This window comes from Streptomyces sp. NPDC041191 (assembly GCF_055591945.1).
Genome location: NZ_JBVIZC010000005.1, coordinates 1 through 13524 on the forward strand (window position 1 = coordinate 1; position 13524 = coordinate 13524).

At 66.0% G+C, this 13524-nt stretch carries 17 protein-coding genes and 1 pseudogene; 2 read left to right on the forward strand and 16 right to left on the reverse strand.

Annotated elements, in window-relative coordinates:
* Positions 1–103: 103 nt before the first annotated feature.
* From ACZ6AQ_RS11195 to ACZ6AQ_RS11260, 14 genes and pseudogenes are all read right to left on the reverse strand, one after another.
* Positions 104–912, reverse strand: a pseudogene (locus ACZ6AQ_RS11195) (IS5 family transposase).
* Between the two features lie 35 nt (positions 913–947).
* Complete coding sequence (locus ACZ6AQ_RS11200; RefSeq protein WP_468759799.1) at positions 948–1559, reverse strand: TIGR02391 family protein; 612 nt, start codon at positions 1557–1559, stop codon at positions 948–950.
* Between the two features lie 51 nt (positions 1560–1610).
* Complete coding sequence (locus ACZ6AQ_RS11205) at positions 1611–2072, reverse strand: hypothetical protein (RefSeq protein ID WP_468759274.1); 462 nt, start codon at positions 2070–2072, stop codon at positions 1611–1613.
* A gap of 116 nt (positions 2073–2188) precedes the next feature.
* Positions 2189–3727: a terminase large subunit domain-containing protein gene (locus ACZ6AQ_RS11210; protein WP_468759276.1), complete on the reverse strand. Its 1539-nt coding sequence runs from the start codon at positions 3725–3727 to the stop codon at positions 2189–2191.
* Positions 3724–4260, reverse strand: coding sequence for a hypothetical protein (locus tag ACZ6AQ_RS11215; RefSeq protein WP_468759278.1), 537 nt, complete (start codon positions 4258–4260; stop codon positions 3724–3726). Before ACZ6AQ_RS11215 ends, ACZ6AQ_RS11210 begins: the two co-directional genes overlap by 4 nt.
* A 676-nt stretch (positions 4261–4936) precedes the next feature.
* Positions 4937–5374, reverse strand: a complete 438-nt coding sequence (locus ACZ6AQ_RS11220) for a hypothetical protein (RefSeq protein ID WP_468759279.1) — start codon at positions 5372–5374, stop codon at positions 4937–4939.
* 93 nt (positions 5375–5467) lie between these two features.
* Positions 5468–6913, reverse strand: coding sequence for a methyltransferase domain-containing protein (locus tag ACZ6AQ_RS11225; RefSeq protein WP_468759280.1), 1446 nt, complete (start codon positions 6911–6913; stop codon positions 5468–5470).
* Positions 6910–7569 (reverse strand): ParB/RepB/Spo0J family partition protein, encoded by a 660-nt coding sequence (locus ACZ6AQ_RS11230; protein WP_468759282.1) that lies wholly within the window; start codon positions 7567–7569, stop codon positions 6910–6912. The genes ACZ6AQ_RS11225 and ACZ6AQ_RS11230 overlap by 4 nt, the downstream gene beginning before the upstream one ends.
* Before the next feature lie 177 nt (positions 7570–7746).
* Positions 7747–7869 (reverse strand): hypothetical protein, encoded by a 123-nt coding sequence (locus tag ACZ6AQ_RS11235; protein ID WP_468759284.1) that lies wholly within the window; start codon positions 7867–7869, stop codon positions 7747–7749.
* Positions 7866–8072: a hypothetical protein gene (locus tag ACZ6AQ_RS11240; RefSeq protein WP_468759286.1), complete on the reverse strand. Its 207-nt coding sequence runs from the start codon at positions 8070–8072 to the stop codon at positions 7866–7868. The genes ACZ6AQ_RS11235 and ACZ6AQ_RS11240 overlap by 4 nt, the downstream gene beginning before the upstream one ends.
* A 251-nt stretch (positions 8073–8323) precedes the next feature.
* Positions 8324–8524 carry a hypothetical protein gene (locus ACZ6AQ_RS11245; protein WP_468759288.1) on the reverse strand — a complete coding sequence of 67 codons (201 nt, stop codon included), beginning with the start codon at positions 8522–8524 and terminating at the stop codon, positions 8324–8326.
* Positions 8521–8880 (reverse strand): hypothetical protein, encoded by a 360-nt coding sequence (locus ACZ6AQ_RS11250; RefSeq protein WP_468759290.1) that lies wholly within the window; start codon positions 8878–8880, stop codon positions 8521–8523. The genes ACZ6AQ_RS11245 and ACZ6AQ_RS11250 overlap by 4 nt, the downstream gene beginning before the upstream one ends.
* A 62-nt stretch (positions 8881–8942) precedes the next feature.
* A complete protein-coding gene (locus tag ACZ6AQ_RS11255) occupies positions 8943–10175 on the reverse strand; it encodes a ParB/RepB/Spo0J family partition protein (protein ID WP_468759292.1) in 1233 nt (410 codons plus the stop codon).
* A gap of 150 nt (positions 10176–10325) precedes the next feature.
* Positions 10326–10499, reverse strand: coding sequence for a hypothetical protein (locus ACZ6AQ_RS11260; RefSeq protein ID WP_468759294.1), 174 nt, complete (start codon positions 10497–10499; stop codon positions 10326–10328).
* 284 nt (positions 10500–10783) lie between these two features.
* Here ACZ6AQ_RS11260 and ACZ6AQ_RS11265 point away from each other — a divergent pair, with 284 nt between their 5' ends.
* The gene (locus tag ACZ6AQ_RS11265; RefSeq protein ID WP_468759296.1) at positions 10784–11311 is read left to right on the forward strand and encodes a hypothetical protein; all 528 of its coding nucleotides are present in this window, start codon (positions 10784–10786) and stop codon (positions 11309–11311) included.
* Positions 11312–11317: 6 nt separating this feature from the next.
* Entirely contained in the window at positions 11318–12091 is a 774-nt protein-coding gene (locus tag ACZ6AQ_RS11270; protein ID WP_468759297.1) for a hypothetical protein, read from the forward strand.
* On the opposite strand, the gene ACZ6AQ_RS11275 is transcribed toward ACZ6AQ_RS11270, so the two are convergent.
* Both ACZ6AQ_RS11275 and ACZ6AQ_RS11280 read right to left on the reverse strand, forming a co-directional pair.
* Complete coding sequence (locus ACZ6AQ_RS11275; protein ID WP_468759299.1) at positions 12080–13036, reverse strand: recombinase family protein; 957 nt, start codon at positions 13034–13036, stop codon at positions 12080–12082. The two genes, ACZ6AQ_RS11270 and ACZ6AQ_RS11275, sit on opposite strands and share 12 nt — an antisense overlap.
* A gap of 101 nt (positions 13037–13137) precedes the next feature.
* Positions 13138–13341: a DNA-binding protein gene (locus ACZ6AQ_RS11280; protein WP_468759301.1), complete on the reverse strand. Its 204-nt coding sequence runs from the start codon at positions 13339–13341 to the stop codon at positions 13138–13140.
* Positions 13342–13524 lie beyond the last annotated feature (183 nt).

The following is a 13524-nucleotide window of genomic DNA, read 5'->3' on the forward strand; positions in this document are numbered from 1 at the left end:
AAAGGAGGAACAACAGGCGAAGGCTTGAAAGACACCGCAACAGGATCCCACCAACGAGGCCAGCGCACCCACGGAACTAACGAAAAGATCAGTAGAAGTCATCTCATTTGGTGAGTCTGCGGTAGCAGATGAGGGTGCAGGCGATGGCGGTGAAGGCCAGGAAGTGCTCAGCCTTGCGTTCGTAGCGGCGGTGCAGACGGCGACAGCCGCCCAGCCAGGACATCGTGCGCTCGATCGTCCAGCGATGCCGACCCAACCGGGTAAAGGACTCGATGCCTTTGCGGGCGATGCGGTGTCGGATGCCGCGGCCGGAGAGCCATTGCCGCAGGTAGTGGTAGTCGTAGCCCTTGTCGGCGTGGAGCTTGCCGGGCTTGCGTCTGCGTCGGCCGCGGCGTGATCGGATCGGGGGTACGCCCTTCACCAGCGGGATCAGGGCCTGGCTGTCGTGGAGGTTGGCGCCGAAAATTCCGACGGAGATGGGCAGACCGGTCCGCTCGGTGATCAGGTGGATCTTCGACCCGTACTTGCCCCGGTCGACAGGATTCGGACCTGTCAGGTCCCCCTTTTCATCGCCCGCATGTTGACCGAGTCGATCACGCAGCGCGACCAGTCCAGCTCACCCCGGGAGCCGAGCTCGTCGAGGACCAGGCGGTGCAGCTTGGCCCACACCCGGACCTTCGACCACTCGGTGAACCGGCGGTGGGCCGTGGCCCCGGAAGGCCCGAACGACGCGGCGGGCAGCTACTGCCACGTGCACCCCGAGGTCGCCACGAACACGATCGCCGCCAGCACCTCACGGTCACCATGCCGACGCCGGCCACCACCCTGAGGCCGCGAAGGAGCCTCAGGCACTACCCGCTGGAACAACTCCCACAACTCATCCGGCACCAGCCGCTCAACGATCCCCGCCACAGCCCACAGCCTAGCGAGCCAATTGAGATGACGTCTTAGAGGGTGGAACCAACCGACGCGTCGAGCTGTTTCTCAGCATGGTCGAGCCGTCGCATCAACAGACTAGCGAAAGCTAGCATTTCCTGAGCCTCTTCGAGGTCATCTTCAGCATGCGGGCCGTGCGCCCTGGGGTTGCGCAGCCCGGTCATAGCCCCCTTGAAGAGATCACGGAATCCTTCACGCTCGCTCTGCACTGATGCCCCACTAGCCGTGGTGACAACAAGCTTGGGCGTCTCGGACCCAAACGCCAAGCCCATAAGTCGGCTACCTACTTCCGCCAGGCCGGACTGCGTCTGTACCCGGTGCTCTACGGCCTGAAAGGCGCGCAGCACAGCGTCGGCATACTGGCCATTCTCAAGTCGTTCAGCTGCCACCGCTGCTACTTGCGGGTGAAGCGGGATAGAAAGCATGAACGTTAGCGCAGATGTTGACACGGGGGTGGCATCCGAAACAATTGAAGCTTGAACAGGCTCGATAGTCGGCACATTCGGTTGGATCACTTCGGTCCTCACCCTCCAGTAATCAGCAAGATTAGCCACCCCCTTGAAAGGACGAATTTTGCGATCAAACGAGACACGCCAATAAAGTTCATCAGGGCGCCAGCCCATGCCCGACACCCAAGGCTCATAGAGGATTACATGCGCAGCCCGATAAACAACTTATTTCGGCGGGAAAATTCCAGGATCGAAGGAAGGGTAGGACTGCAGGTTATCCGAGTCCATGTATGGATGAGTGGGAGCCGATGGATCATCGCGCACGGGCTCCCAATCCCGTTCGATTGCGCCCGCCAGGCGCAACAATCCAAGGAATGCCTTGATCTCTTCCGCGGTTCCGTCGCAATTCGCTGCGCCAGCCAAAGAAAGCTGAATCTTCTGATCAGGGTGAGGTGGTCGGCGTTTCAGGTCGGGATCGATTCCCAAAAGTAGACCACTTGGAAGCCGCTTGGCTGCGTCCTCAAATTGGGTATCAGCGCGATAGAGAGCCCTATCCACCTGCTCGAAGGTAGGCCACTGCCGCTCCCTGACGAGGTGTTGCCAAATCAAATTGAGCAGCTTGTACCCCTCGTCGCCTGAGGGGCAAGGCATGCCCTCAGGCAGGGTGGCGCGTATGCGCATGTTCATGAACGCCCCCGCGACTGTCTGTAACCGTAGAGGCCAGGAAGGTTATCGGATGGCGGGGTCATCAAGCGACTGTGTTCGGGCAGTTTCCTTCTGGGGCCGTTATCCCAAAATCCGGGTCACCGTCGCCCATCGAAGCGGTCGTCGTCCGAAGCAGGCGAGAGGGTGTCGAGCTGGTCCGGGTCGGCCAGTTCGGTGAGGCCGTGCACGGCGGCGTCCATGCGGTCGGGGCTGTCCATGCCTTCGACCCAGGTGACCATCTGGTCCTCCAGCTCGGTGTACTCGCCAACGTGATGGACGAGCTGCTGTTCGTACAGCTGGGCCACGGGCGCCGCGCGGAGCCGCTTGCCGACCTTCGCGGTGACCTCCAGGATCATCGGCATGAGCAGGCCCTTGGTGACGCCGTCGCGGCGTAGCTGCTCCCACGCTTGGGTGACCACCTGTTTCGCCATGTCGCCGCCGTAATTCTTCTCCACCACGATGGCGTCGGCCTTGAGTTCGAGGGCGAGGCGGCAGGCAGCCAGGCCCCAGTCGTTGGCGCCCATCGAGCCGGACCGGTCGGCCAGGACGTAGAGCTGTCGGTCGAAGTCGCGGGCGACGCCGACGATGCCGGTCTCGTCTCCGACGGTGCTCTCGCCGCCGGCGGGGTCGACGGCGACGATGATGCGGGCCATGTCGAGGCCGGAGAACTGCACGGCGTTGATGCGGGCGTTGTCGATCCACTCGCGCTGCCACACGCCTCCCGCGGGCGGGCGGGGCTTCTGCATGTACAGGGCGCCCCAGACGCGTTCGCCGACGCGTTTGCGGGTCTTGGCATGGTGGGCGGCGTCGAAGCGTTCGGGCCACAGGGCCTCTCCGAGCGCGCGGCCGAGGGGGTCGTCCGGGCTGTCGGCGAGCGCGGGAAGGTCGATGACGCGCCAGGCATCGCGTTCGGTGGCGAGGATGCGTCCGGCGAGGTCGTCTTCGTGCCAGCGGGTCTGGATCAGGCAGATGGCACCGGTGGGTTCGAGTCGAGTCTGGATGACGGAGGTCCACCAGTCCCAGGCGCGCCTTCGCATGGTCGGGGAGTCGGCGTCGGCCATGTCCTTGACCGGGTCGTCGACGATGGCGATGTGTGCGCCGCGTCCGGTCAGGCCGCCGACGAGGCCGGCCGCGAGGAGTCCTCCTTCGCCGCCGGCGATGTCGAAGCGGTTGGCGGCCTGGCTGCCGGGCTTGAGCTGGAGGCCGAGGTCGTCGCCCCAGGTGAGGATGGCGTCCCTGATCCATCGGCCGTGGTCGTCGGCCAGGTCGGCGGAGTAGCTGGCGATCATCAGGCGGTGGCCGGGGTTGCGTCGCAGGTACCACAGCGGGGCCCAGCGGGAAGCGCGTCTGCTCTTGCCGTGCCGCGGGGGCATGGTGAGCATGACGCGGTCGCACCGGCCCTCGGCCATGTCGATGAACGCCTGGTCGATCAGGTCGAGGTGGCGGGCCTGCATCTCCTGTCCGCCGGTGAGCACGGCGGCAAGTGCGCCCGGGGAGCGGTCCATCGCTAGCTGGCGCTCGGCGCGTACGAGTTCGGCCCGCAGTTCCGGGGAGGCGGCACGAACGATCGAGCGGCGCTGCGCGGGCGGGAGCGTCTTGTAGCGGGCGACGACGCTCGCGTTGTCCCGGGGCCTCACTCGGCGTCCGGGTCGGTGAGCGCGATCAGCTTCTCCAGCTCGTCCGCCGTGGCGCTCTCGACCTGGAGCGGCCCGCCGTCCGGGCCGGACAGCTCGGTGCGGACGGGCATGTCGAGGCCGAGGAGCCGTGCGCGGCGCTCCATGATCCGCAGGGTGCGGTCGACGGCCGCGAGGTCCTGGTCGCGGACGGCCTTCTTGTAGGCGACGAAGAACAGCCGGTCGAGCCGGTCGGCTTCCAGGGAGCGCAGCTCGTCCACGTCGTCGTTCAGTTCGGCGCGCCGGTCGGCGAGGGCCTGGCGAACGTCGCGGCACGCGGCGTGGATCAGGGCCTCGTCGCTCGGTGGGTCCTGCTTCTTCCGGTACCGCTCGATGCCGTACCCCTGCGGGTAGGCGATGCCGTCGCTGTTGACGGCGGGGTCGGCGGCGAGCTTGCGGGCGATCGTCAGCCAGTCCACGCCGGCGAGGCGGAGGTCGATGGCATCCGAGCGGCGGCGCGCGATGGCCGCACGCGCGGCCTTGTCGGGGCGTCCCACGTCGGGGTCCTTCACGAATCGGGTGCGCCCCCGCGCCCGTCTTCATGATCGCATCACTCGTTAGAGTGCCGCGCTCTCGATCTTCATGGATTCGCCAGACGGCGCTGCCAGGCGTCCGGTATGCTCGCGGGTAAGAGTGGGCGCACGAATCGCCTGTCTACACCAGGCAATTCGTGAACCCGGGTACCGAATAGACGGAGTGGATCCAGCGACCCGCTCCGACCCGCCACGGTGCTGTTTGTCACCTCTTAGTTGATCCACGCAAGACAGAAGACGAAGTTCTGAGTTCTATCGCTGGCACGGAACTCAGTTCAGCCACAAGTGTGGCCGAGCTGAGTACGCCTGCCCGCATTCAGTTCGGCCCTGATTAAGAAGGGATCGAACGGTGGACTCCTCTGCGGTTCTCTGAATTCTTGCCTGGTCAGGCGTGATCTCGATCGCGATCTTCGTAGTGACCGGAATCCTGGGCCAGCTGCTCCCCTTGATCGAGGCGTGGCGCAAGCTACTCGACACCTTTCGAGACGACGTCGCGCAAGAGGCTCCGTCCGACAGCGAGTCAGCACCCACTCAGGAGCAGGCGGCAGCGGCGGCCCCCGACCCAGTGCAGCCTGGAGCTGATGAGTCGGGGGCTGACGGGAAGCAATGCGCCGAGGAATCCCCCACACCAGCACAGGCGTCACATAAGTGACATCTGCTCACCTTCGCCGGGCTTTTTCGGCGGGATGAACTCTGGCGGCGCGTCCGGCGCGTTTCGGTTCGCGCGCAGCCACCAGGCGAACTGGTAGTTGCGGCAGGTCCGGAAGCGGACGGAGTTGCGGCGGGGTTCGGTAGCGGGGATGTCGTGCTCGCCCCATCCGGTGATGGGGCGAGCGTTCTCTAGTCGGACGTGGAGGCCGGGGACGAGGGCGGGTCCTTCCCAGTCCTCCCCCGGTGCGGCCTCGAAGGCGAGGTGGGCGTTGTCGCTCCACCGCCAGGGGTTGGGCAGTGCGCACAGGTACCAGGCGAGCGGCTGGTTGGCGGTCGGCAGCTCGATGAGCTGGTGCCGGCGCTTCGGGTCGACCCGCGGGCGGCCCGGCTGTCCGAAGGCCCGCAGGCAGTGCTGGTCGAGGGCCACGTGGCGTATCCCTGCGAGCCACATGATGTGATATCGAGAACGCGACTCGATTTCCACCTTTATTCGTTCCGGCATGAATTCCCCACTGGATTCTCAGTTCCCGAGAGAACGATTCCTCTCTATAACCAATTTTATCAAATTTCCCACCAATTCCAGGTGCCTGTCATGCCGGAAGCCATTCGGGTAAGGCATGTTGAATTCCTCCTCGAAGGCCCTTTCGTACTCCTCTTTGGGGAGGGGGATGGGGCGGCGGCAGGTGGCCTTGAGGTTGGACCCGCTGAGGTCGGTGACCTTGACGTCCTCGAAGTAGCGCCGGAGCAGGGGTTCGAGGCTTTCGGGTGTGTGGAAGCGGAGCTTCTGCCACTTCCCCTTGACGAAGTTCATCTCGACGTTGTTCTCGTCAAGGAAGCTCATCTTCGTGGTGGCCGTCTGCGAGGTGACGCGCTTGGCCTGCTCGTCGCGGAGTTCCCGGCCGAGGCTGCGGGTGCCGAGGCAGACGACGCCGTCGGCGGCGCACAGGGCGTTGACGGTGGTCAGTACCCAGTGCTGGTAGTCGAGGCTGGTGGTGGCGTTGATGACGGAGTCGAGGACGACGACGTCGTAGAGGCCGTTGGCCCGGATGTCCTTGTCGATGTCGCGGATCATGCCGACGACGGCCCTGATGTCGACGGCGTACGAGCCGTCCTTGCAGCGGTAGGGCTCGTAGTCGTGGATGTTGAAGCCCTTGGCCCGCAGGTGCTTGGCGTAGTCGCCGTACCCGGCGCCGAAGTCGACCACGCGGTGAGAGGGCTTGAGCCAGGGGGTGACGAGCTGGTCCCAGGTCTCGGAACCGTAGGCCAGCTTCCCGGCCTTGGCCTTCGAGGAGAACTGCCGCAGCCTCTTGGGCTGGACGATGTGCTGGTTCCAGACGGGCGCCTTGTCCTCGATGGCGCTCCAGTCGTAGACGCCGTACTCGCCGGTGAGGTCGGCGTGGAGCTGCGCGGCTTCGGAAGAGGGGACGGTCCAGGCGAGGAGGTCGAAGCGGTTGATGGCGGCGACGACGGCGTATTCGGCGTTGAGGACGATGCGGCCCTGGTCATCGATGACGACACTGCCCCAGGGGCCGTGGCCGGCGGTCATGTGTCCGATGGCGTTGACGAAGGAGAGGTTCTTCCGCTCGGTGACGCGGATGGTCTGCCACGGAATCCAGGACCAGGCGCCGAGTTCACCGGGCTCGGCGTAGACGATGCTGGCTTCGGTTTCCACGCGGTTGTGGAGCAGGTTGAACTGGATCTCGTCCTGGAGGCGGACCTTGGTGCCGAGCATGACCGCGGGCGTGTGCGTCAGCCCGATCGCCTTGAGGCCCTTCGTCCTCTGGTGGCCGGCGACCAGGGTCCCGTCGGCGTTGAGGATGACCGGCTTGACGACGCCGTGACGGCGAAGGGATGCCTGGAGCCGGAGGAACGCGGTCTCGCTGAGGCGGCGCGGGTTGTAGTCGGCGGGCCGCAACTGGTCGAGCGGGTACGCCTCGTGGAACGTCGTGGTGGGCGCCTTGCTCATGAGGCTTCGGCCTCCTGGTGGGCCTGCTGGAGGACGTGCCAGCCGAAGCCCATGTCGCTGTTGGTGTCGTCCACGAACTTCGTGTAGATGGCGTTCAGGGCTTCGACTTCCTCGGAGGTGATCCGGACCCGCTTGGACTCCCACTGGAGGTAGCCCCACTGGAGGTAGTCGACGGTGGCAGCCGCACCGGTGCCGGCGCCGTCGGAGGTCAGCTCCAGGGTCTCGGGCAGGGAGGTATCGTCCAGGAGCCGGTCGACGCTCTCGCGGTCGTAACCGGTGCCTTCGAGGTCGGGGATCTCGGAGAGGACTTCGGCGAGCAGTTCGGTGTCGTACCCGGCGAGGTCGTTGGTCCGGTTGTCGACCACGACGATGCGGGCGGCGGCCTCGTCGTCGACGTCGACCCAGGTTGCGGCGATCTGCTCCCAGCCGAGTTCTCGGGCGGCGGCGACGGTGTGGTTGCCCGCCAGGATCTCGTTGGGGCGTCCGGTGTGCGTGCCCTTGTTGACGACGACCGGCCGGTACTGGCCGTTGACCGTCAGGGACTCGGCGATGGCCGGGATGTCACCGGTACGGGGGTTGCGGTGGTAGGGGGCCAGCTCCGAGATCGCGACGGCGAGCGGGAGCAGCTGTTCGGGGATGTTGGCGAGCGCGGTCACGGGCGTCCTCTGTGTAGGCCGTTCCCCGCGCCCTACGCACATTCACAGTAGACGATCATCGAGTTCGCCCACGTGGGCCGGAGGCCGGTTGAAGCGTTGATGGGGCGGTAGCCCGTCTTGCCCGAGGGGTGTCGGCGGCGGCCGACCGCCGCCGACACAGGGTTCGAGATGGCGCCTCTACCGGTTGTTGCAGCGGCAGATGCCGGGAGGCAGGCACCAGGAGTCGCAGGATTCGCACCACACCGCTCCAGGAACGGGCGGGACGGCTTCCTTCGCCTTGGTCGTCTGCTGCTCGCTCATGCTGCTTTTCTCTCCATGCGTGTGTATATGACTGCTTCGAGTTCCGCCCGGTGCCGTGCCGCGTCGGGATCGAATTCGCGGTCGGTCCGGAGGCCGGGGTCACCCTCAGGGGTGGCCTTGATCGGCTTGCCGTCTCGTTCGGCTACGAGGCGGTGGTAGAGCTCGCGGTCCTCGGGGTGGCCGTGGAAGTCCTTTGGCGTCATGACGCTCCCGGGTGCACGTGGACCCGCCGTCGGTCTGGGCCGGGGCGGGTCCGTTCGCGTTCGTGCACGTGGCTCGGCGGGTGGCTTCGCTTCGGTGCGGAGCCGGTGCCTGGCGGGTAGGGCGCGGGGGGTTGGCCACCCGCCAGACACCGAAGGGGATGCCGCATGCCACGGCGTGCTGATGGGCCGGTTCCTCGGCTGAGGCCGTTTCCGTCAACGAGATAGACCGTAGCACCATTCAGTGTTGGGATCTACTTTTGATCGCGATCGCGAGCCCTGTCGACCGGCTCTCCACCCCCGTAGCCGTCGAGCGGCGCCTTGGCGTGCCAGGTCGGCTCGTCGGTGAAGAAATGAGCCTGCCGATCGGCTCGGGGGCGAGCGGCGAAGTCCTTGGACCGCAGGGCACCCCAGTTGAAGCAGGGCGCCTGCGGGGCCTCGCGAACCGAGATCACGGCGATGACCGTACGGACGCGGAGGGCTCGCACATCTCCGGCGCAGCGTTCCGCTCCCGACTGGCGAGGGCAGCCGCTTCGAGTTCGACCAGGCGTGCCGCGATCATGAGGGCGTATCGCACGGAGACGGAGCTGCCGGCGCCCGCCAGCAGGATGACGGCGGCGCGGCGGGTAAGCGTGTCGGCCTGCTTGAAGCTGGCGGCGTCGTGGGTACGGCGGGCCTCATGCAGGGCTCCGGCGGCTTCGCGGACGAGGTCGGCCGCGTCGGGGTCGTACTCCAGGAGGGCGTCGGCTGTGTCCGGCAGGTGCTCGAACAGGTTGCAGTTGATGTTCCGCATGGCATTGATGGGGTTCACTACGAGAGGCTCCAGGTAAGAGGAGGGGCGACCCGGTGGGCGGGCCGCCCCTGCTGGGTAGGTCAGGCAGCGAGGTCGACCGGCTCGACCTCGGCGCCGGTGTCGGCACCCTTCTGCTCCGGCTCGGCGCCGACGACCACCTCCACGTCGTCCTGCTGCGAGCTGTCGCCCTCGGGGCTCGCGTCCTTCTCGGCGGTGGGCCCGGCCTGGTTCTCCTCCTGGAGGGCGGGCTCGCCCTGTGCCACGGCGTCGGCCTGCTCCTGCGACTCACCAGCTGCGGGCTCCAGCCGGGCGCGAACGACTTCGGCCTCCGCGACCAGGTCGGGGGCGGCGGCCTCGGAGCTGACCATGAGTTCGCTGGCGTCGGCGTGGGCCTTGGCCTGACGGAGCTGGAAGCGAGCCTTCTGGAGGCTGGCGGCGACACGGTCCATCTGTTCCAGTCGCTTGCCGACCTGGCCCTCCAGGAGGCGAGCCAGCTCCATCGGGTCCGCCTTGCCGATGCCGTCCAGCAGCTCGCACATGCGCTCGATGGCATCGAGGTCGCTCTTGGTCTTGGCCTGCGTGCGGCTGCGTTCGGCCTTCTCCTCCGGGGTCATCTCCTCGACCTCGACCATGGAGTCCTGCTTCGCCGCCTTCTCCTGCTTGCGCATGGCGTAGGCGATGTGGACGAGCTGGTTGTCGCTCTTGTCGCCCTTCTTCCAGTCCTCGAAGACGGCCTTCTGATTGCCGGGCGAGAGCGCGGCGATCTGCACGGCGGCCTGGGTGCCGATGTGGCCGAGGTCCACGGCCTTCTGGATCTCGGGGCGGAGGTTGAGGAGGGCCAGGCGCTGCGTGACGTACGGGACCGACTTGGAGAAGGCCGCGGCGACGTCGGGGACGTGCTCGGGGTCGCCGGCGTACTCGTCGTCCAGGACCCGCTTGAAGCCGCGCGCCTCCTCCAGCGGAAGCATGTCCTCGCGGTTCAGATTCTCGGCCATGGCCTTCTTGAAGGAGTCGATGTCGCTGATCCCGTCCTCGCCGTCGGCGAGGAGGATCTTGGCCTCGATGGTGGCGTTCCCGGCAATCTCGTTGGCGCGGAAGCGGCGCTCGCCGGCGACGAGTTCGTAGGTGATGGCCTCGTTCTTGCGCCGCGCGCCCGGGGCCCCGAGCGCCCGGACGACGACCGGCTGGAGCAGGCCGTGCTGTTTGATCGAGTCGGCCAGCTCCTTCAGCGGCTCCTCGGCGAAGGTCTCGCGGGGCTGGTTCTCGTTGCGGCGGATCTGGCGCATCTTGAGGGTGGCGTACTTGTGCGGCATTTCGGTCTCCAAGAGGTCGGTGAATGGGGCCTTTCCCCTCCTCCTCATGCTTTTATTCTATATGCATTCCAGGGGGGAGTCCATAAAAATTCGAAGTTTTCCCAGGTCACAGCCGTGGAGCGCGAGCCCCAGGCCCGCGCTCCATGCTCGTCACTCTCGCCTTTCCGCCCCGCCCGAACGCCCCTCCTCGAGGTCGGCGCGCCTCACATCCACGACCGACAGAGCACCCAGCAGGTTGCGCATCGATTTATCGTCAAGGACGACATTCGCCTCACCCCCGGACTTCTCCAGTCGAGCCAGCACCCGTCCCAACTCGATCCCCACCCTTACCTCTTTGCGTCGTGACGCCGCACCACCCTGGACGAGCGGCAGCGTTTTAGATCCCTACACAGCAGAAGCTGCGGCACACCTTGAGGGCCGAAGAGGGGCGCCCCCCGGCTCGCCTCGAAGGCGAGGGATGACGCCCGCACGCTCGGTAAGCGTTCGTATTTCAACCGTTATAGATCTTGCTTCGGGTCGTCGCTATTGTCAACCAACATAGACAACGCAGCTGCCGCACCCGCCTCCCCCTAGGTCGGACTTGACATATTCAGAGGAGTTACCCGCAGATGTCGCCCGGTCCGTTCATCCCTCTCGCCAGCAAGTTGGCCCTACTGCTCGGCAGGAAGCGCGACGCGGCCGGAAAGACGCCCAGCACTCGCGCCCTCGCAGCCGCGACCGCCGAAACTCCCGGCAGCAAACCGGTCATGACCCACCAGGTCGTCAACGAACTGTTGAACGGCGTGAAGACAGACCCGAAGCTTTCGCAGCTCATCGGCCTCGCACGCGCTTTCGACTCTCCGGTAACTTACCTGCTCCCGGGCTACAACGGTCTGACCTCACTGTCGGTCTACGAGGAACAGCCAGACGCCCGTGAAGCACTACGTCTGATCCACGACCTGGGAGAGGAAGGAGCCGCCGATCTCCTGAAGGCCGCACGTGAGATTCGCTCACGGCACGGCCACAGCGATCTCACGGTCCCCGAAGTCCCAGAGCTTCTGCCGCCCGTCACCGAGCCACCGCGGCCAGGCCGGCGGCGTCGCCTCAGTTTCGAGGAAGCAGCCCACCGGGCCGTCTCCGACCTGGAAGGAAGTTAGAACGACATGGACGGCATAGTCTTCGGCCTGTGCGCCCTGGTTGGTCTGGCCGGCACGGTGCTCTCCGCCCGTGAAGCCTGGCGGCAGCGCGACCGAGACGCCTACCGCGTCGCACGAGCTGCGCGGGCCGTTGCATTCGGCGTATGCACAGTCGGTGTCCTTCTCGCCGTACCTGCGGTCGAGAGCATCGTGGAGTCAATGACCGGCATGAACAATGCCGCGAAGCTCGGCGCCCACCTCTGCGCCGTCCTGTGGTGCGGAAGCCTCCAGCTCATGCTGGTGGACTGGTCGTACAACCAGGAAGTCCTGAAGGCGAGCCTGTACGCACGCATCGCCTTCGGTATCTGCGTGCTCGCCGTCATGCTCCCGCTGTTCGTCAAGACCACTGATGAGAGCATCGAGTTCACGACCGCGCACTCATCGGCGCCCGGGGTCACCGTCTACCTTCTGGTCTACCTCGTCTACGTGGCGGTCACCTGCGGGGAGATCGCGTTCCTGTGCTCCGGGATGGCGCTCTCCGCGCGCCGCGTCGGTCACGCTTGGACGGCCCGGGGACTCGCCACGTCAGCCGTAGCCGCCCTGTTCGGCGTGGCCTATGCGATGAGCAAGGGGTCGTACCTGATCACCCGTTACCTCGGCCACCCCTGGTCTCTTCACGCCGAGGAGATCGTCTCGCCCGTTCTGGCCGGCCTGGCCGTGGTAGCCCTGATCACTGGCTTGACCATGGCGATGGTCGGGCGGCGCATCATCGCCCGGAAGGCCGCCGTCTCAGCTGCCTGATGGGCCGCCCAGCTTGCGCCAGTGCAGGACGACACGACCAGGCTCTACCGTGCGAACTCCCCGCGCCCGCGCGGGGAAGACCTCGATCTTCTCGAAGAAGAGCAGAACGATCGCTCGTTTGGAAACTGTCGGGGCGGTGTTCCACCATCGCACCAGATCCTCAGCGGCGCCGAGCTTGAAGTCGGCCATCTGCTCGGCGTACCGCAGGCGCTTCTGCGCCTCCTTGATGTTGGCCATGAGCTCGCGGTCGGCAGTCACGAACGCGTCGCTGCTCAATTCCCGCCGCCCGTAGAGCTTGCCCGCTTCCGCCTGGCGCAGCTTCAAGTCCTTGATCTCCTCAGCGAGCTGGCCGACCCGCTCCTTGATGATCGCTTGGGCATCAAGGATCTGCTTGCGGATGCCGGGCTTGAGGAGTTCGGCTACGGCGTACTCGCCGACGTAGTTCTCCAGAAGGTCTGCGTCGATACGGACCTCGCCGCATCCGCCGCGCCCCTGCTTGTCCTTCGGACGGCAGCGGTATCCCGGCGCACCCGCGTTCGAGCGGGCCCCCTGGAGCGGCTTCGTGCAGTTGCCGCACGTGCTCGCCTCGTCGTTGAGAAGGTAGTCGTGCGCCTCGTCCGGGGTGGCCGTCTTCCGCTTCTGTTCGCGCTTCAACAGAGCCAGGAACTCTTCACGCGTGATCGCACCGGGGTGGCCGGCGTCCACGAGTTCATCGCCCTCCCAGCGCAACCCGGCGATCGCCGGGTTGCGGAAGAGCCGCCCAACGGATGCGTCCTTCCACTCTCCGCCCAGGGTCCCCCGGTAGCCCTCACCGTTCGCCCACGCGGCGACCTCTGCGTTGGACTGGTCCGCCAGCGCCCGGCTCACCATCTGGCGAAGCGGCCCCACCTCGTCATCACGAAGTCGACGACGCGACTGGTCATCGAAACCATAGAGCCGTGGCATGCGGTGTCCCTCTTCTCGTACGCGTGTAGCCGCCCGATCCTAGGCCACAACCCCTCGTGCGGGCTGTGGCCTAGGACAGTGGTCGGGTCAGGCCGCGAAGATCAGCGCGTCGGCGGCGTCACCTCCAGCACGTCCCAGAGTGCGGCGGTGGGCACCTTCACCGTGTCACCCAACTTGAGCGTCTTGACGGGGAAGGTTCCTGCCTTGATCAGGGCGTATGCCTTGTGCACACCGATTCCGAGCGCCCGCGCGGCCGTGACGACGTTCACCGTCGGCGGCAGAGCGAGCAGTTCCTCAAGAGTCATCTGATCGGCCCCGGAGGACGTAGCTACAGCGTTTTGCGTTGTCATCCCGTTGTCGCGTTCTCCCCCGCGCCAACGTCCCATAAGGATACGCCAACACTGAAGCGTTGGGGCAAGATAGAGCATCGGTCCGAAAGGACTGGCACGGAAGGTCCACGACTGAAGCTTGCAGACTTGCAGATAGGA

Bases quoted from the DNA above. Each gene is read 5' to 3' on its own strand.
- ACZ6AQ_RS11265 (WP_468759296.1), top strand. From the start codon at position 10,784: ATGTCGCCCGGTCCGTTCATCCCTCTCGCCAGCAAGTTGGCCCTACTG.
- ACZ6AQ_RS11280 (WP_468759301.1), bottom strand. From the start codon at position 13,341: ATGACTCTTGAGGAACTGCTCGCTCTGCCGCCGACGGTGAACGTCGTC.
- ACZ6AQ_RS11235 (WP_468759284.1), bottom strand. From the start codon at position 7,869: ATGAGCGAGCAGCAGACGACCAAGGCGAAGGAAGCCGTCCCGCCCGTT.
- ACZ6AQ_RS11225 (WP_468759280.1), bottom strand. From the start codon at position 6,913: ATGAGCAAGGCGCCCACCACGACGTTCCACGAGGCGTACCCGCTCGAC.
- ACZ6AQ_RS11255 (WP_468759292.1), bottom strand. From the start codon at position 10,175: ATGCCGCACAAGTACGCCACCCTCAAGATGCGCCAGATCCGCCGCAAC.
- ACZ6AQ_RS11270 (WP_468759297.1), top strand. From the start codon at position 11,318: ATGGACGGCATAGTCTTCGGCCTGTGCGCCCTGGTTGGTCTGGCCGGC.
- ACZ6AQ_RS11275 (WP_468759299.1), bottom strand. From the start codon at position 13,036: ATGCCACGGCTCTATGGTTTCGATGACCAGTCGCGTCGTCGACTTCGT.
- ACZ6AQ_RS11240 (WP_468759286.1), bottom strand. From the start codon at position 8,072: ATGACGCCAAAGGACTTCCACGGCCACCCCGAGGACCGCGAGCTCTAC.
- ACZ6AQ_RS11205 (WP_468759274.1), bottom strand. From the start codon at position 2,072: ATGAACATGCGCATACGCGCCACCCTGCCTGAGGGCATGCCTTGCCCC.
- ACZ6AQ_RS11200 (WP_468759799.1), bottom strand. From the start codon at position 1,559: ATGGGCTGGCGCCCTGATGAACTTTATTGGCGTGTCTCGTTTGATCGC.